The organism is Acinetobacter sp. IK31 (assembly GCF_035615195.1).
In the GTDB taxonomy this organism is placed as follows: Bacteria; Pseudomonadota; Gammaproteobacteria; order Pseudomonadales; family Moraxellaceae; genus Acinetobacter; species Acinetobacter calcoaceticus_C.
On the sequence record NZ_JANBOB010000011.1, the window covers coordinates 163033 to 180658 of the forward strand.

Genomic DNA, 17626 nt, shown 5'->3' on the forward strand with positions numbered 1-17626 from the left:
AGGGGGCTTTTTTTTGTTTTATATAACCCTTTTATTAAAAACAGTTGAGTGCATGGCTCAATTCCATTTTCTGGTATGATCAGAATTAGTCATTATTCATTTACTCTTTGGATTTAGTTTCAGGATAAAACAATGCGTTATAGAATTCATTTTATTGATGTGCAGAATGCCCTCCAAAACTATATCTGGATTTTAGAAGATACTGAAACCCAAGAAGCTGTAGCAGTCGATCCAACAGAAGCACAGCTGGTAATTCAATTTTGTCAAAATCATCAGTTAAATTTAAAACAAATCTGGCTTACTCATTGGCATAAAGACCATATTGGTGGTGTTGCTGATTTAACAGCTGCCCAAAATATTACTGTGTATGGCCCACGTGATGAGCTCACCAAAATTCCGGGAATTACCCACCCTTTACAGCATGACGATCATCTAAAATTTAATGATTTAAAAGTAGAGATTATTGCAACCCCTGGTCATACCTTAGGGCACATTGTCTATTTTATTGAAGAATTAGAGGCTGTATTTTGTGGTGATACCTTATTTGCAATGGGGTGTGGTCGATTATTTGAAGGCACAGCCGAACAAATGTTTCACTCACTGAGTCGTCTGGCAGCTTTACCAACCCGCACAAAAGTTTATTGCACACATGAATACACGCTTTCAAATGCCGAATTTGCCTTAACGGTAGAACCACACAACCATGCCCTATCAGAACGAGCTGAAGAAGTCCGTGAGCTACGTAAGCAACAATTAATCACCCTACCAAGCACGATTGAACTTGAATTAGCAACCAACCCCTTTCTTCGCGCAGAAAGTGTTGAAGACTTTGCTCATCTGCGTGCCCTTAAAGATAATTTCTAAAATTAAGCTTTCAAAAAAGATACAGTTTCATTTTTAAGAACTGTATCTTCTTGCTGATTACCTGCTGCCTGTAATTATTTTTTACATTTACTCTGTTTTTTATTTGCTCATTATTCTAAAAATAACGTTGAATTTATAATTTTTAAAAACAATCGCGTAAACAGCTCTTTAAATAAAAAGTTATTATTTTTTAGTTATATAACCCCTTCATAATTTTATAAAAATGAAATCTTTTATTTCTTTATCTTACTTTTTTTACAAGTTGCAAAATAAAAAAAAGTTTTACCCCTTTAAAAAATCTAATTAAAACCCTATTAATAAATAAGATGTAATGCCACGGATAGAAGGAGTTCTCACGTGAAAAAGGTTGTTAAAGCTAAAAATTTGATTGCGTTTCGCATTTGGTTAGAAAAGTTAGGGTATTCAGTTAAAAATCTTGCTGACGGGAAAGGTTTTACTTTTAGTTTTAAAAAAGAATATGGTTTAGTAACCTGTGAGTTAGCAGGTAATTCATTAGCAATGCAATTAGGTGAAGAGTTTGAGGATCACTTAAAAGCATAATTTTTCACGACTTGATTTTAATTACAATATTGTCTTTCTTAAAAGATAAGTAGTGTTGTAGAACTTTAGAATGGCTTAATTAAAATATATTTTTTAGTTATTAAAAAAATCTGTAGCAGGGCTACCCTCCCAAATTGCCCTTAGCTACAGATTTTTTGTAAGGTTAATCTGCTTTAGGGTTCTTTAATGCTTTATCAAGAAGATCTTTATCTAAAGCCTTATCCCAACGTGCCACAACAATTGTTGCACATGCATTACCCACTAAATTTGTTAAAGCACGGCACTCAGACATAAAGCGGTCAATACCAAGAATTAAAGCCATACCTGCGACAGGAACAGCTGGTACAACCGATAAAGTTGCAGCTAGAGTAATAAAACCTGCACCAGTCACCCCTGCTGCACCTTTAGAACTTACCATTGCGACTAAAAGTAACGCAACTTGTTCACTAATTGATAAATCTACATTACAAGCTTGCGCAATAAATAGAGCCGCCATAGTCATATAGATATTTGTACCATCAAGGTTAAATGAATAACCTGTTGGAATGACTAAACCTACAACTGATTTTTCACAACCTGCTTTTTGCATTTTGTCCATTAAAGATGGCAAAGCTGCTTCAGAAGAACTTGTTCCCAAAACCAACCAAAGTTCATCTTTGATATAACGAATTAAATGAATAATTGAAAAGCCGTTATAACGAGCTACTGCACCTAAAATTACTAGAATAAATAACACAGCAGTAATGTAGAACGTCATGATTAACAGTAATAGATTACCAATTGATTCAATTCCATATGCGCCGATCGTGAAAGCCATTGCACCAAAAGCACCGATTGGAGCAAGCTTCATTAACATACCAACTAAGTAGAAAACTGGAGCTGTTAAGTTATTTAAGAAATCGGTAATTGGACGTGCTCGGTCACCCAAAGCAGCCAACGAAATACCAAATAGTACCGCTACAAATAACACCTGCAAAATCTCGCCACCAGCCAAAGGACTGACCAATGTTTGCGGGATAATATTCATGAAGAAATCGGTAATATTTGTTGCATGCGCCTTTTCAACATAAGTATTTACTTTGTCGTTGACTAAGGTAGCTGGATCAATGTTAAGGCCTTTACCTGGTTGGATAATATTTGCCACGATCATACCAACTACAAGAGCCAAGCTTGAGAAGGTCAGAAAATAGAGCATAGCCTTACCAGTCACACGGCCAACTCGGCTCATGTTTGTCATACTGGCAATACCGGTAACAACAGTTAGAAAGATGACGGGAGCAATAATCATCTTAACAATCTTGATGAATGCATCACCAAGTGGTTTTAAACTCTCGCCAAGTTCTGGGTAAAAATGACCAATTAAAATGCCCAAAATAATTGCAAAAATGACCTGTACATACAAAATTTGGTGAAATTTCTGTTTTTTCTGTACCGTTTCTTGGTCAAGGGTATTGAAATCCATTATCTAAATACCTTTTCGATGGGGATAAAAAAATAAAATATAAAGCAAGCACCACAAGCTGCTTTAACAAGGAAAAGCCATTGTAAAGAATAAAAAACACCCTGTGTTATAAATTTAAAAAATGTCAAATTCAAAAATCATGCGTTAAATTGTATAGAATACTTTTTATTTTTAAGTTTTAAATATCGAAAAAATAGTTAATTTTTTAAATAAGTCATTATTTATATTAAAATTTCATACCATAAAAAGTGATAAAACCCGCCATGAGTACTTGTTTATCTACCTCAAGCCAACCATTTATTAAATAAATGATTTTATATAAAACATATGAATTATAAATTATGAAAATTTATTTTAAAAATAATAAGAAAAATTGATATATAGTTTTTTATAAGAAAAACGACTATTTCTTATTAAATATTTAGACTAGTAGGTTGCTATAAATTAATTAAAATTGGGATAGTTCTTAAATAAACGCTCTAATAAAATATGGACATAATCTAAGCCTAATGCACGATCAGTGAATAAGATTCGAAATAGCATAGGGGCAATGACTGCTTCAATAATTTCTTGATTCGAAATGGTTGGTTCATGACGTAATCTTGCTCGAGCTTGAATAATATCGAGTTGTTGAATAATTAAGGTTTCGCATTGTCGGGCATTCGAAGATTCAGCTGCATATAACACATCACGTAGTAAGACCTGTCCTACTTCAGAAGAATACTCTTCAAAATACTGTTCGACCCATGCGGTAACATCAAGTTGAAATGAACCTAAATCTTTTGGCTCCATATCAGGTTTGAGTTCATTTAGAGCAACATCTGAAAATAACTGATTAATGTCTCCCCAACGGCGATAAATTGTTGAAGGTGTTACTCCTGCCTCATGAGCGATCATGGGTATGGTGATTTGGCTTTGCTCCAATGTTTTTTGAAGCTCTTTGACTGCTTGGTGTACCGCAGTTTGAATTCTTTCACTACGGCCACCTGGTCGTAACCCAGTAACAACTTTTGCCATTAATCAGCTCTACTTCAATAAAAAAATAATTAAAATATTATTTGTATATACAAAATACACTAAAGCTAAGGATTTGCTTTAGTGTAAAAATAATGTATAAAAGCTAAATATTCGCTTTTATGTTATTCATCTTATATGAACAATTCAAGTTCGAAAGTGTCTAGATCTGTTTTTCGACTAGATTCAAAAATTGCGTTGACCTTAAACACCGTCACACTCATGACCTTTATGGCCGCATCCAGCTCTCCCACTCCTCTATATCGCTTGTATCAGCAAGCTTGGCAATTCTCGCCTGTCACATTAACCTTAATTTTTGCAACCTACGCATTTACCTTACTTGCCTCTTTACTCATTATTGGTTCTTTATCTGATTATATTGGACGTCGGCCTGTCATTCTTTCGGCGATTTTTCTGCAAATTGTTTCAATGAGCTTTTTCCTGTTTGCCTCAGATGTTTCTATGCTATTTATTGCTCGTGGTCTGCAAGGTATCGCGACCGGACTTGCCGTTTCTGCTATAGGCGCCGCCATTTTAGATTTCAGTAAGCATCAAGGGTCTCTGATTAATAGTATTGCTCCAATGGTCGGTATGGCAGCTGGTATCTTTATCACTTGTATTATTTTGCAATTCTCAGCTCAACCTTTGCAGCTCGTTTTTGAGCTTTTATGTGTCCTCTTTATATTTCAGCTCATTTTAAGTTTTTTTAACCCTGAAACTGCACAAAAAAGATCGGGCGCACTTGCTTCTTTAAAACCCAACATGGCTATTCCTCACCAAGCGAGAAGTGCTTTATTAAGTATTAGTCCGATTAACATTGCACTTTGGATGGTCAGTGGTTTTTTCTTATCACTTATGCCCTCTTTGCTGGCAAAAATTTTTCAAACCTCTTCTCCATGGTTAAACGGGATTATGTTTATGGCGCTTGCACTCTCAGGTGCAGCAGGCATTTTGACACTTAGAAAATCTACAAATTTTCGTATTTTGCTGACGGGTACCTTATCCATCATTATTGGGGCAACCGTTTTATTTTTAGCGATTAATTTTACAAACGCAGTAGTTTTATTTTTAGGTTCTATTATTACTGGAGTGGGTTTTGGTACCGCTTTTATGGGTGCTATTCGCACAGTAATGCCTCTAGCGTTACCAGAAGAACGTGCTGGTCTGATGGCTGCATTTTTTGTTGAAAGCTATTTGGCTTTTAGTATTCCGGCAATTCTTGCAGGCTACTTTGTGGGTAAAATCGGACTTATGAACAGTGCTAATATTTATATGAGTTTAATTATTAGCCTTGCTCTGATTGCACTTGTAATGATTTTTAAAAATATTAAAAACAAATAATGATTTCAAAAAAGCCTCTATTGAGGCTTTTTAACTTTACTGATCACGCCAAGGTTTTAAGAACCGCTTTACATACTTTTTAAAAGGCCAAGTAAACTGTTTTACAAAACTATTTGGGATTTTATAACCAACCGTTCCATATACACTTGCCAAATGTTTAGGCATATAGACTGTTTTAAAAATAACATCATAGAGGGGGATAAAAGCAGCATAATTTTTATCAATAGCTGGTTTTTCTGAAGAATGATGCCAATGGTGGAATTCTGGTGTTGCAATAATCCAGCGTAAATATGGAAAGCGAAAACGTACATTGGAATGAATAAAAATAGCGTGAAACGAAATAAAAACTAAATAAGCAAAAACAGCTGAAGTATGAAAACCCAATAGGAAAATCGGTAAAGTCGCAATAAAGCGAGTCATCAGTACTTCTATGACATGCAAACGAGAAGATGCTAACCAATCCATATATTCAGTCGAATGATGAATCGCATGAAAGCGCCATAAGAAATTAACTTCATGCATAGCACGGTGCAACCAATACACTGTAAAATCAACCACAATTAGTAGCTCAATAAATTGCAGCCAAATTGGTTGAGCTTGTACATAAGGTACAATCGGGTTATCAGGCAGGTGCGTAATCCAATATTGAATTGGCATAACCGTTAAAAAGCTGAATAGTTGAATCCCAACATGGCTGACCATGAAATATTTCATATCGGTCACCCAGCCCACCCTTAATATTTTTTGTTCAGGATTTTTAGCAAAAAAACCTTCAAGCGGAATAAAAACAAACGCTAGAATGAATAGGGTTAGTACAAAATAATCGATACCTGCATAAAACGGTACACTTGGTAAAACGGGTGCTTCAATTACGCCGCAACCCAAAACTGCTGCCACAAATGAAAAACATAGCCCGTAGAACCCATATCGGTTTTGACGAACAATCGCGCTAAATGCACCAAAACCAGCACTAATCACAATGCCAGTGATCAGACCATAATAGAAAAGATTATAGTGCTTTGCGTAAAGAGGACGAAGTTCTGGTGTCGTTAATACACTGGGAAATAAAAAACATAAAGCACCAAATAAACAAAGTAAGCTGAGTGACATTGAAATAAAGGCGCTGATTTTCCCTAACCCTGCGTTAAGTTCTAAATTTTCAAATTTTGCTCTTAATTGATCGGTCATAATTCGTATCAACAGTTCTTATTGTGTATGCCGCGAATGCTATCAAAATTTAATAATAAATTGGAAAGAACTTTAACTTCTGAGATCAAACCCAATAATCTGAAAATTGAATTTTAAATCTAACTTTCAACACAGATATTAATGGTTTTATAGAATTTAATCATTTTTATGTCTTACTTTAAAAAGTTAATCATTAAAGTCCAATAATATTTACCTCTTAGCATTTCAAACGTTAAGTAGTAAAAGCATTTTTAAAGATAGAAAAGCCTTCAATATGAAAGCTTCTCTTAAAAAATATTGGAATTCTATTGCAAAGTATCTGCTACATACATACGTAACATCTCTCCATCATCATCCTTCACCATAGTTAGAAACTGCCAACCACATTTTTCATAAAATTCAGTATGGTCTGTTATTAAATAAAGTGTTTTGATGCCGTAATTACTTAAGTCTTGACGTACAAAATCTAGAATTTTCTTTGCAATACTTTGATTTCTATACTTTTCTTCCACAAATAAAGCACATAAATTTGGTGTTAAATCCTTACGCTCATGGAAGTCATTATCAATAACTCCTGCACCAGCTATTAAACGATTATTTTCGTCTAAAACGGCATACCATTGTGGAATAACATGCTTTTGCTTAATAGAAATCTGAATACTGTCAAGATAGGCCTCCGCAGGTATTTGCCACTTCTCGGAAAACCAATGGGCAACCTTTTCTTTATACTGAGGGTGATCAGATAACCGTAATATTTGCATAAAATAAACCCATGTTTAAGCAATCTTAAGTTTAAGGGTGAGCTAATGTGTTATTAACTGGCTGTTTGGTTGGACTCTCATAAGTCGTCTCAGCAACTGGTGAAACGCGCCAAATCGTATTGCCCACATCATCTGCGACTAAAATAGCGCCAGAGAAATCTATTTCTACACCAACAGGCCGCCCATAAGCTTTATCTTTATCACTGAGGAATCCAGTCAAAATATCTTGAGGCGGCCCAGATGGTTGACCACTTCTAAATGGCACATACACTACTTTATAACCACTATGCGGTTTACGGTTCCATGAACCATGCTGACCAATCAATGCACCACCACGAAATTGTGGCATGAGTTCGGCTGCGTAAAATGTAAGGCCTAAAGAAGCGGTATGGTTACCCAGTGCATAATCAGGTTTAATTGCACGCGCAACCATTTCAGGATTTTGTGGTTTTACTCGTACATCTACATGTTGACCATAGTAGCTATAAGGCCAACCATAAAAAGCACCATCTTGAACTGACGTCATATAGTCAGGGACTAAATCACTGCCAATTTCATCGCGCTCATTAACAACCGTCCAGAGTTTTCCGCTTTGAGGTTGCCAAGCCATACCATTTGGATTACGCAGTCCCGTTGCAAATGGACGTGACTGACCACTTGCAATATCAAACTCCATAATTTGTGCTCGACCTTTTTCTTGGTCTAGCCCATTTTCAGCAACATTACTGTTAGAACCGACGGTAATATAAAGCTTTGTACCTGCTGGGTTAGCAATTATATTTTTGGTCCAGTGGTGATTTAAAGGTCCTCCCGGTAGGTCCAATACTTTGGTTCCACTTGCTGTAATTTGAGTTTCGTCCTCTTGATAAGGAAAACGCATAAGTGAATCGGTATTGGCGACGTACAGGTTATTACCTACCAGTGCCATACCAAATGGGGAATTCAAATCTTTGAGAAATACGGTTTTTTGATCAGCTACTCCGTCTCCATTGGTGTCTCGAAGCAAACTAATACGGTTAGCACTCGGATGAGATGATCCTGCACGTCTCATCACGAAGGCCATAATTTTTCCTTTAATGCCTTTACTATCATCGGGCTTAGGCGGTGCATCAGTTTCAGCTACCAATACATCACCATTCGGTAAAACATGCATCCACCTTGGGTGCTCAAGCCCCTTAGCAAATGCTTTTACTTTTAATCCTTGAGCAGGAGTTGGCATCTCTCCTTCTGACCAGCCTTTTGCTGGCGCTATATTTACAGTAGGTAATAAACTTGATTTCGGCTCTGGGAGTTTTGGTTCAGGACCGTAACTATCAGTTATTGGATATTGAGACGATGAAGCACACCCTGTAAGTACGACTACAACAGTCGTGCCCAAAGTTGGCAATAAAAAACGGGAAAGCATTTTTTTCTCCATTTAATTTTTATCGTAATAAGAAATAGCGTAATTCATGTCTGCAATTAAACAAGAAGCTTTAATTAGGTCTTTTGTTTATTGCTTGAAAAAAACCTTCTTTATCTTTTGGTGAAATCATCACTGAAGTAATTTCTCCATTTTTCATATAATAAATTTTGAGTCGATCTAATGAGAGCGCTGGAGATGAAAGTGGATTATGAGTAGGTTCTATTTGGGTAATATTATTAATATTAATTTTCCATCGAAATACCAAGCTCTTAATAATTAATGTGTCGTTTTCTACGACATAATAAGTGTTAAAAATTGGAAGCCAAATGATAAAAATAATTAAACTATAAATAATGAGATGCGGAAAATTTGAAGCTAAAGAATAATTATGATTTGCTTCATAAATTTTCATAACGATGATGGCAGTAGTAACAATAAATATTAATAAAAGCCACCAATCAATTTTTGATCTAAATTTCAAAAGTTATTCTCCATTCTAAAATCTCATTTATAAAGGGGCTTCCTATAATTTTTAAGAAAACAATTAAACTAAAAATTAGCTCTAAATGTTAAAGATATAAAATCTCGATCATCTATGGTGCTAAATTCATTAGAACCAAAAAAGTTATTATAGGCAATCTCTGTTGTATATTTTTGTTGGTAAGTCATAGATAACGCGGCACTTACACTCATTTGACCTTCTTGAAAGTTTTGGCTATATCCATAAACGTCATGTCGGAAACTAAGACTTGGAGTAATAACTGTAGAAGGTAAAATATCTTGATAGCTTAATGCGCCACGTAACCGATATCCAAATGACCATTCATTAAAAAATCCATTTTTATTACAAAAACGTTCATTTAAGTTGTCAATTTCTGTATTTGTAAGATGAGCTGTACCATACGGCGTACATTTAAAGTGGCCTGTTTCAGGATTATAAGCACCTGTTGAAAGCTCACTACGGCCAAATGCACCTGTCCGACCTATTCGATGATTACCAATATCTGCGATATGATTTAAGGCAAATTCTGTAGACCATGTCATCGAATTTGCGCCCAAAATATTAAATATGCTGTCAGTTGCTCCGACCGAAAATTGTGTTACAGGTAAACGTACATATCCTTGAATATATTGGCCTAATTCAACAGTTTCCCCTGGAGGGGAAAATGGTGTGCCATCCGATAACACTTGAGCATAGACAATGTCGGTACCGTTTAATTGGAAAGGTTGATTGGGCTTGTGTGTTAGTTCACTGAAAACTGTTGTGGTGCCAACTTTCCCAGTCAGACTTAATCCAAATATTTTGATATTTTCAGGATAGATAGAAAAATAACTCGCGGTATTAAAGTGCTCTGGCCCCGACGCTGTAACAGCCGTTCCATCAAAGTTTGCATTGCGACTATGGTAGTTCGCATAGTAAATACCCAGTTCGACATTATTGAGATTTGATAATGTCTGTTTTAAAGCAATACCATATTGACCATTGTCTTTTGCTTTTCTACTTTCTGCACGTGGAATATAACTACCTAAACGCACTGCAGTATCAGATAACTTATTTCCCCCTCCAGCAATCAGAACTGGTCCGGCGTTTTCGGGCACAAAGTCTGAAATCTCAAAGAAAGTCCCGCTGCCATCAACAACTGAAGGCCTAAATTTAAATTGATAGAATCCTTCTATTTTCAGATTTTTATTAATACTTGTATCGAATGAGAACATTTCGGTTGGAATGATTCTTTCTTTTGCATCACCAGCCGGTCGGTTGATTGCAGCAAAATCAAATGCACTCACCGAATTTAAACCGTTTTGGAAAAACTGAGATTTCCCCCAACTTAAAGTCTGTTTACCCAGTTTTAAGTTTATACGTCCATTGTTAAGTTCAAAATCTTTCCATATATAGGCATTCCATAAATCAATTCCTTTGAACTTTGCAAGCCTTGGCCACGCTGAATCATTAAAGGGCTTAAAGTCTCCTTCTCCTGTCTCATAGGCATAGTCATACCAGTATTTAGTACTGATGACCGCACCTTGTTGTTTTCCATTTAGCTTAACTTCTGTTATGCCTCTAATGATCTGTGAAATGGCATCATATTTACTAAAATTCATGCGCCCATCATCACCATTCACATCAATGCTTGAGCCTTGTTTACCTATTTTATTCGCGTCAGGCCGATAAAGTAATGAAGTCGATGGATCTTGTGTACTCCAACTTGCACCTAAGCTTAATGTCGTTTTTGTATCGAACTTCCAGTCTTTATCAACATCAAAACTAGCTGCACTCGCTTTAGACATGAATAAAATCAGACTTAATGAAACACCTATTTTTTGAATATATAAAATAAGAATGTTTTTTTGATTTAAATATACGTAATGCCCCATCATATTATCTCCCTATAAATATGATTATTCTTATTTATTGCTTATTACTCAAAGCCATCCATTGGCTTTTAAATGGTTTATATAAGCAGGTATTTTTTTCGTACTACGCAGGTTGTTCCACCTGATCTAACTGTTGAATAAATTGCTCAGCTAAGGGCCAATAACCAAAGCCTGATGCAGGGTTTAAATGTCCCACTTCACCTAAATTTACGAGTTGACTACCCCATTTTTCTGCCATATCACTTACAGCTTCATAACGAGCTAAATGGTCATTGGTGCTTGCAACCAAAATGCTGGGGAAAGGTAACTTTTGATGGGGTAAAGGGCTCCATCCTTCTTGATGAAGTACGGCTGGGCTCGGATAATTTGCAGGCCAACTTTCATTTAAATCAGGAGGAGCAGCAAGTAGAGCACCTTGAACTGGTCTTTGATGTTTGGCAGCCCAGTGTATAGTCATCAGAACACCCGCGCTGTGGGCAACTAAAATGACAGGACCTTGTATTTGTTCGAGTTGTTTTTGTATGGAAGCAACTCTATTTTCACAATTGAATTTATTGGTTTGTAGAGGTGGTACGGAGCGAACCTTCGCTAGTCTTGTTTCTAAGATCGTTTGCCAATGCTCGGGAACATGGTCGCGTAACCCCGGAATAATTAAAATCGTTGCTCTGGTTTGTATTTTTTCCATTTTGACGCCTGTGAACTTTGCCATCTAGGATGCACAAGAATTTTTATAAAACTCCATTCACAATAAAGGCTCATTTCAGTTAATGGTGTACATAAGGCGTCACGGACTTTTCATTTGACGACACATCTTTTTAAAATTTCTTAAATTCATTAAAATAATTTTTGTAATTACAATTAAGTTAAGAGAAGAAGTTTCAAATTAAGCGTACTTAACAATTAAGCTCTTAAATAAAAGCTTTTGTAATGTGTATATTTTGGTTATAAGTAAAGATGAGCCATAAGGAATATGGTTGATTAAGAACAAGGAGATAATAAAATGGTACCTCTTGCGCATACCGCCTCTTTAAAAAATTATTTGGCAGTTGCTCAACAATTAGATCTAAACCCCTACCATTTATTATCACGTGTTGGGCTTAGTCAAGCTCAATTGAATGATCTTAAACAACGCATTCCTGTAGATAAAGCCATTACCTTGCTTGAGAACTCAGCCCAAATGAGTAGCTGCGATGTTTTCGGTTTACATATGGCAGAGCAACGCGAAATTGCAGATTTTGGTGAAATTAGCCTTTTACTAAATTATCAGCATACTTTACGAGATGCCTTACAAACGATTGTTCGTTATAGGAATTTACTGAACAACTCACTTGAAATATATATAGAAGAAATTGATGATACGGTGGTTATTCGAGAAGAAGTCGTAACCACAACTTGCGGATATAGTCGTCAAGCCACTGAACTTGCTTTAGGAATTACCCATCGTTTTTGTGCAGCGTTACTGATGCAAAAATGGCGACCATTAAGTGTTCACTTCACCCATAATCCACCAAGCGATTTAACCCTGCATCGACGGATTTTTGGCTGTGCCTTAGAATTTGGAAGTGACTTTAATGGCATTGTTTGTACCGCGGCCGAACTTGATACAACAAATCCTCAAGCAAATCTGGCTATGGCCAACCATGCACAGCGTTATTTAGATATTTTACAGAATAGTAATGAATCAACCATGATTTTTGATATTCGTAAAAGTATTTATCTTCTTTTACCAATGGGTCGCGCTACGATTGATCAAGTCGCTCAAACACATGGTCTTCATGTCCGGACCTTACAGCGTCGCTTAGAAGAAGCACAGACGAGTTTTAGTGATTTAATCAATGAAGTACGTAAAGACCTCGTATTGCGCTATTTAAAAAATCTAAATTATTCACTCGCTCAAGTGTCTGATATTTTAGGTTATTCGATGCCGAGCTCTTTTACGCGTTGGTTCATTAATCAATTTGGGATGTCACCGAATATGTGGCGTAGTCATAACAAATCGCTACTGAATTAAACACGGGTGTATTTAGAGTAAAGAAGATGAATTGATTCAAAACAGCTTTAAATAAAAGAAGAAGTTTTGTGAATAACCCAGAACCTCCTCTAAAGATTTAAAATTAACTTAAAACCAAAAGTGCATTAAGGCTAAAACTAATACCACTAAAAATATGCTTTCACCGACCATGAGAAGAATTGGTTTAATCCCGACAGATGCCAATTCTTTCAACTGAGTTTTCATACCCAAAGCACTAATTGCGATGACTAAAAACCAGCGTGATAAATCGTTTATTCCATTTTGAATCATTACTGGTACCCACCCTGTACTGTTAATACAAGCCAGTATTAAAAAGCCAACTGCAAACCAAGGTAGTAATGGTGGACGCTCCCCCATTGTATCTGCACCTTGCATGCGGGTAATCATTGCTGCACAAACAATCACTGGAAGTAACATTGCTACACGCATCAGTTTAACTACAGTCGCAGTATCACCTGTTTCGGTAGACATGCTATAACCAGCTCCCACCACTTGCGCTACATCATGAATGGTAGCGCCAAGAAACACACCCGCAGCTTGTGGCGATAACTCTAACCACTTCGCAATCATTGGATAGACAATCATTGCTAATGTTGAAAGTGCAGAGACCCCAATGACTGTAAACAAGGTCGCTTTTTCTTTTTGGGGATGATTCGGAAAGGCAGCTGACAATGCTAGCGCAGCTGAAGCACCACAAATTGCGGTTGATCCACCGGTCAACATACCAAATAGTCTTTGGAAACCTAAAATTTTAGCAGCAATCACTGAAACGGCGATTGTTACAATAACCAGAGTTATGACTAAGGCTACAGGCTGCCACCCTAGTGCAGTGATTTGTCCTAAAGTTATACGCATGCCGAGTAAGGCAATACCCATTCGAAGCACAGTACGTGCGGTGAATTCAATACCTGCCTTACATTTACTTTCGGCTGCTAAAAAATTTAGACTCATACCTAGCAGTAAGGCAAATAACATGACTGGGGCACCATAGTGCTCAGATAAAAAACAGGCAGCCGCAGCAACGACTGAACTGACCACAAAACCCGGTGCTAATTCTCGTGTGCGCTGGGTAAAATTTTTCAAAACTAAGCTAGCCATGATTTTCACCAGAACCCATCACAATAAATACTTTTTCCTCAATCACTTCTACGGGATAGGTTGCAACTTTGAGCTGAGAAGAATTAACTAAACAGCCATTTGTTAAATCAAAGCGTAGACCATGGGCACAGCACTGAATTACTCGTCCTTCTAAACGTCCGCTAAATAGCGATGCGCCCTGATGAGGACAACTGTCATCGATTGCATAAAATTGAGTCGCAATATTAAATAGCGCAAGAGTTTTATCTCCGACTTTAAAAAAAGCCCGTTCGCCTGAATTCGGTATTTTGTCTAGAGGTACTTCAAATCGAGTAGTCACATTAATTCTCCCTGAACAACAAGTGCCTCATGCATCGCTTGATAAAGTGCATCTGCTGATTGCGCTCCAACTAATGCAGAGGCCCGATCAAAAATAAAGTAAGGCACACCATTACCTCCTGTACTTGCAGAGATAAAATCTTGATGATCTTGAATAAGTAAATTTTTGATTAGCTCAGGTGGGAAGCCACAACGTTTCGCGATTTTGTATAAAGTGGTGGTATTTCCGATGTCTAAGCCATCATAAAAGTATGCGGCAAAGAGCTGTTCTAACAGCATATTGCACTGCTCAGGAGTACCGATCTTTAAAGCTTTATCAAATAAACGATGAGCTTTAGCCGTGTTTGGAATGCGCTTAATTTGTTCAAAATCGATTTTGAGGCCAACCTTATTTGCGGCTTTATTGACTTGTTCTTGTCTCATACGAACTGCTGTCAAGCTACCTAATCTTTTCAAATAGAATGTTTGAAAAGGTACGCCTTCAGCTGCTAAGTCTGGTATGAGCTGAACACCTCGCCAATGCACGACAACTTTGACGCTAGGGTGAAGCTGATAAAATCTATTTATAGCGATCAGTAACTGATGTTTGCCGATCAAACACCAAGGACAAATAAAGTCAAAAAATACATCAATATGTAATTGCCGAATCATCATTTGTTATTCATCCCGCATTTTTGTATTTGGTTATCTGAATGATTTTTCAGTTCAGTTATTCCTTGCTGCTCAAAGCGGGCCATATCTTTGTGGTAATGGCTTTTGGCATAAAAAAATACGGCTGCAGCTGCAATACTGACCAATGGCATCAGTTGAAATGCACTGTGTAAACCAATCACATCAGATATTCTGCCGACGACCAGAGGACCAAGAGCTAAGCCAAGAAAATTATTAGCCAAGGTGAGCGTTGCAAACGCAGAGCCATGAACTGAGTTATGTGTGAGATTGGCCACCATGGCACTGGATGGACCATTGGTTCCTAAGGCAATAAACATTCCAAGGCAAATTAGAAGTAACTGGCTGCGTCCCGCAGGCACAGCAAAAGCAATTAATAAAAGCACACAACTAACCAAGCAGTATGTAATGGCTAAACTGACCTTACGATCAGGACAGTTACGACCCAAATAATCACACAACATGCCGCATAGAATTGTGCCTACAGCGCTACACAGCACAATAACTGCTGCCATTACACCGGCCTTGTCGGTACTCATGCCGTAATATCGATTGAGATAACTCGGCATCCAGACAATCACCGTTCCACCGACAAATAACTGCAAGCCACTACCAATGTAAGTAGCAATGACTGAACGACTTGAATATAAAGTTTTTAAAGGACTTTGAATGTGCCTAGTTTTGCTACGATTTTTATTTTGATGTGAAGACGCTATTCTTTTTTCTTTGACTAGAACCGGATATAGAAAAGCTAAAATTAGGCCAAATAAGGCTATGGCGCCAAAAGCCCAACGCCAGCCAAAGTGCTGTGCCAGAACACCACCTAGAGCCATACCCAAAAATGAACCGAATACGCCACCAGCCATAAAAGCACTAGCAAGTGTCGCACGCATTTCTCTTGGAAAAACAGCAACAACCACTGCGATACCAACACTGCCATAGGCCGCCTCACCCACACCAACCATAAAACGAGCAATAAACATTTGCTCATAGTTTTCAGCCAGTGCACACCCTAAAGTCGCCAAACTCCATAATGCCGCCATAATGGCCAAGCTTTTAACTCGTCCAAAACGGTCTGCTAATAAAGATAACGGCAGAGTCAATAAACCTACCATTAAGGCGACAATGCCACTGAGCAAACCTAGCTGGCTGTCACTGAGTAACCATTCAGTTTTGAGCAACGGAAAGACTGCGTTTAATACTTGCCGTGACATGTAATCTGAAATGAGTAAACCAAAAGTTAAAGCAAAAACAAGCCATGCATAACGACGAGGTATACTGATTGACGTATCAACATCGCTCATCTGATCTGAATACTGATGCGCATTCATAAGACCTCCTTGTATTTTTTATAATTTCTATTGAGCGAGTGCAGCATTACATCTTTAAACTCAAAGCAAATAAGCTGCACTACAATTGAGGTCTAAATTCCATTAGACCTTGTCAAATTATTTACGCTGAGGAACGCCTTTTTGCCCAGCTTGACGGTTGGGTGCCATACCATTTGCTAGCAAGGTTTCTTCGATACTGTTGTATTGCACCCCAATGCGGTAAATTTCACGAGCTTCTTTTCCTGATGCAATTTCACGACCTAATTCATGGGCAATCCGAACGGTTTGCTTAATTTGCTCTACAGAGGAAAAACGGCGTCCGTGATGATCAATAATCGTATCTTCGTTACCTACACGAGCATGTAACCCCATTGCCATCGACATGGTGTTAAAAGGTAATACATTTTTGAGCAGAGATTCGGATGTCAAAGTACACCCATCAGGTACGCGATGAATAAAATTAAAGAAATTAAATGGGTTTGGACCATCAAAACCACCACCAATTCCAATCCAAGTTAAGTTTAACGGCCCCATATACAACCCTTTACGCACCATACGTTCTAGGGTTTCAAGACCATGCATTCCCGTTAACTGAAAGTGTGGTTGAATATTGTTTTTATACAAGCGCTTAATATGTTCAGTTACCCATGCTGGACCAGCTGGCACGGTCATCTCAGCATAGGCTGCCTGAGTCGCTGGATGTGCCAATGAAGTCCCTTCTAAATATTCAGGATAGAGCAATTCCATAATATTCATTTGGGTGGTGTTAATAGCTACCGTGACCTGATCAGGTTTTGGTGTAAGTTCGGCTAACATATGTCGAGTGTCATCACTTAGCCATAGTGCCGCCTCACCTTCACTCTCTGGTGCAAATGAAATCGAACCACCCACCTGAATAATCATGTCAGGCACAGCTTCACGAACACCTGCGATGAGTTCATTAAATTTTGAGAGACGTTTAGAGCCTTTGCCATCAAGCTCACGGACATGTAAATGCAGCACCGTAGCGCCCGCTTCATAACACTCGACCGCTTTTTGTATTTGCTCATCCATGGTCACAGGAATATCTTCGGGAAAGTCTTCCGGCATCCATTCCGGTCCATACGGCGCAACGGTAATGACTACTTTTTCCATATTTTCTGGGTGCAAAGAATCGTCAAAGAATTGCATATGCATCTCCTTATATATTTTATGAATTTTCAATCA

At 37.6% G+C, this 17626-nt stretch carries 17 protein-coding genes; 4 read left to right on the forward strand and 13 right to left on the reverse strand.

Translation table 11 applies throughout. The annotated features are described in order from the left end of the window. Positions 1-132 precede the first annotated feature (132 nt). Positions 133-864 carry a hydroxyacylglutathione hydrolase gene (gene gloB, locus MSG66_RS07065; protein ID WP_324653219.1) on the forward strand — a complete coding sequence of 244 codons (732 nt, stop codon included), beginning with the start codon at positions 133-135 and terminating at the stop codon, positions 862-864. A 357-nt stretch (positions 865-1221) separates the two neighbouring features. Further along, the gene (locus MSG66_RS07070; RefSeq protein WP_003652518.1) at positions 1222-1425 is read left to right on the forward strand and encodes a hypothetical protein; all 204 of its coding nucleotides are present in this window, start codon (positions 1222-1224) and stop codon (positions 1423-1425) included. Between the two features lie 163 nt (positions 1426-1588). Here MSG66_RS07070 and MSG66_RS07075 read toward each other — a convergent pair whose 3' ends face one another. Together MSG66_RS07075 and MSG66_RS07080 are read right to left on the reverse strand one after the other, a co-directional pair. After that, a complete protein-coding gene (locus MSG66_RS07075; RefSeq protein ID WP_133972704.1) occupies positions 1589-2887 on the reverse strand; it encodes a dicarboxylate/amino acid:cation symporter in 1299 nt (432 codons plus the stop codon). Positions 2888-3331: 444 nt separating this feature from the next. Then, positions 3332-3904 (reverse strand): TetR/AcrR family transcriptional regulator, encoded by a 573-nt coding sequence (locus MSG66_RS07080; RefSeq protein WP_133972702.1) that lies wholly within the window; start codon positions 3902-3904, stop codon positions 3332-3334. Between the two features lie 135 nt (positions 3905-4039). On the opposite strand from MSG66_RS07080, the gene MSG66_RS07085 reads away from it, so the two are divergent. Further along, positions 4040-5242, forward strand: coding sequence for an MFS transporter (locus MSG66_RS07085; RefSeq protein ID WP_262472390.1), 1203 nt, complete (start codon positions 4040-4042; stop codon positions 5240-5242). A 36-nt stretch (positions 5243-5278) separates the two neighbouring features. Here the strand turns inward: MSG66_RS07085 and MSG66_RS07090 are convergent, their stop codons facing one another. From MSG66_RS07090 to MSG66_RS07115, 6 genes are all read right to left on the reverse strand, one after another. Then, on the reverse strand, positions 5279-6430 hold the full coding sequence (locus MSG66_RS07090; protein ID WP_324653223.1) for a sterol desaturase family protein: 1152 nt from the start codon (positions 6428-6430) through the stop codon (positions 5279-5281). Positions 6431-6735: 305 nt separating this feature from the next. Continuing rightward, entirely contained in the window at positions 6736-7191 is a 456-nt protein-coding gene (locus MSG66_RS07095) for a GNAT family N-acetyltransferase (protein ID WP_324653225.1), read from the reverse strand. A 31-nt stretch (positions 7192-7222) separates the two neighbouring features. After that, the gene (locus MSG66_RS07100; RefSeq protein WP_324653227.1) at positions 7223-8596 is read right to left on the reverse strand and encodes a sorbosone dehydrogenase family protein; all 1374 of its coding nucleotides are present in this window, start codon (positions 8594-8596) and stop codon (positions 7223-7225) included. Between the two features lie 70 nt (positions 8597-8666). Beyond that, the gene (locus MSG66_RS07105; RefSeq protein ID WP_324653229.1) at positions 8667-9077 is read right to left on the reverse strand and encodes a PH domain-containing protein; all 411 of its coding nucleotides are present in this window, start codon (positions 9075-9077) and stop codon (positions 8667-8669) included. A gap of 68 nt (positions 9078-9145) precedes the next feature. Further along, positions 9146-10972 (reverse strand): DUF1302 domain-containing protein, encoded by a 1827-nt coding sequence (locus MSG66_RS07110; RefSeq protein WP_324653282.1) that lies wholly within the window; start codon positions 10970-10972, stop codon positions 9146-9148. A gap of 103 nt (positions 10973-11075) precedes the next feature. Further along, complete coding sequence (locus MSG66_RS07115; protein ID WP_324653231.1) at positions 11076-11681, reverse strand: RBBP9/YdeN family alpha/beta hydrolase; 606 nt, start codon at positions 11679-11681, stop codon at positions 11076-11078. 291 nt (positions 11682-11972) lie between these two features. Here MSG66_RS07115 and MSG66_RS07120 point away from each other — a divergent pair, with 291 nt between their 5' ends. Next, complete coding sequence (locus tag MSG66_RS07120) at positions 11973-12983, forward strand: AraC family transcriptional regulator (RefSeq protein ID WP_262472397.1); 1011 nt, start codon at positions 11973-11975, stop codon at positions 12981-12983. A 108-nt stretch (positions 12984-13091) separates the two neighbouring features. On the opposite strand, the gene MSG66_RS07125 is transcribed toward MSG66_RS07120, so the two are convergent. From MSG66_RS07125 to MSG66_RS07145, 5 genes are all read right to left on the reverse strand, one after another. Then, a complete protein-coding gene (locus MSG66_RS07125) occupies positions 13092-14102 on the reverse strand; it encodes a YeiH family protein (RefSeq protein ID WP_133972688.1) in 1011 nt (336 codons plus the stop codon). Then, complete coding sequence (locus MSG66_RS07130; protein ID WP_133972686.1) at positions 14095-14421, reverse strand: Rieske (2Fe-2S) protein; 327 nt, start codon at positions 14419-14421, stop codon at positions 14095-14097. The genes MSG66_RS07125 and MSG66_RS07130 overlap by 8 nt, the downstream gene beginning before the upstream one ends. Beyond that, positions 14418-15074, reverse strand: coding sequence for a DsbA family oxidoreductase (locus tag MSG66_RS07135; RefSeq protein ID WP_324653236.1), 657 nt, complete (start codon positions 15072-15074; stop codon positions 14418-14420). Before MSG66_RS07135 ends, MSG66_RS07130 begins: the two co-directional genes overlap by 4 nt. After that, positions 15071-16420, reverse strand: a complete 1350-nt coding sequence (locus tag MSG66_RS07140) for an MFS transporter (protein ID WP_324653238.1) — start codon at positions 16418-16420, stop codon at positions 15071-15073. Before MSG66_RS07140 ends, MSG66_RS07135 begins: the two co-directional genes overlap by 4 nt. 117 nt (positions 16421-16537) lie before the next feature. After that, on the reverse strand, positions 16538-17590 hold the full coding sequence (locus tag MSG66_RS07145) for a 3-keto-5-aminohexanoate cleavage protein (protein WP_324653240.1): 1053 nt from the start codon (positions 17588-17590) through the stop codon (positions 16538-16540). Between the last annotated feature and the right edge of the window lie 36 nt (positions 17591-17626).

Coding starts and splice junctions, on each gene's coding strand:
- MSG66_RS07100 (WP_324653227.1), bottom strand. CDS start 8,596: ATGCTTTCCCGTTTTTTATTGCCAACTTTGGGCACGACTGTTGTAGTC.
- MSG66_RS07090 (WP_324653223.1), bottom strand. CDS start 6,430: ATGACCGATCAATTAAGAGCAAAATTTGAAAATTTAGAACTTAACGCA.
- MSG66_RS07120 (WP_262472397.1), top strand. CDS start 11,973: ATGGTACCTCTTGCGCATACCGCCTCTTTAAAAAATTATTTGGCAGTT.
- MSG66_RS07110 (WP_324653282.1), bottom strand. CDS start 10,972: ATGGGGCATTACGTATATTTAAATCAAAAAAACATTCTTATTTTATAT.
- MSG66_RS07140 (WP_324653238.1), bottom strand. CDS start 16,420: ATGAATGCGCATCAGTATTCAGATCAGATGAGCGATGTTGATACGTCA.
- MSG66_RS07080 (WP_133972702.1), bottom strand. CDS start 3,904: ATGGCAAAAGTTGTTACTGGGTTACGACCAGGTGGCCGTAGTGAAAGA.
- MSG66_RS07075 (WP_133972704.1), bottom strand. CDS start 2,887: ATGGATTTCAATACCCTTGACCAAGAAACGGTACAGAAAAAACAGAAA.
- MSG66_RS07135 (WP_324653236.1), bottom strand. CDS start 15,074: ATGATGATTCGGCAATTACATATTGATGTATTTTTTGACTTTATTTGT.
- MSG66_RS07115 (WP_324653231.1), bottom strand. CDS start 11,681: ATGGCAAAGTTCACAGGCGTCAAAATGGAAAAAATACAAACCAGAGCA.
- MSG66_RS07085 (WP_262472390.1), top strand. CDS start 4,040: ATGAACAATTCAAGTTCGAAAGTGTCTAGATCTGTTTTTCGACTAGAT.
- gloB (WP_324653219.1), top strand. CDS start 133: ATGCGTTATAGAATTCATTTTATTGATGTGCAGAATGCCCTCCAAAAC.
- MSG66_RS07145 (WP_324653240.1), bottom strand. CDS start 17,590: ATGCAATTCTTTGACGATTCTTTGCACCCAGAAAATATGGAAAAAGTA.
- MSG66_RS07095 (WP_324653225.1), bottom strand. CDS start 7,191: ATGCAAATATTACGGTTATCTGATCACCCTCAGTATAAAGAAAAGGTT.
- MSG66_RS07125 (WP_133972688.1), bottom strand. CDS start 14,102: ATGGCTAGCTTAGTTTTGAAAAATTTTACCCAGCGCACACGAGAATTA.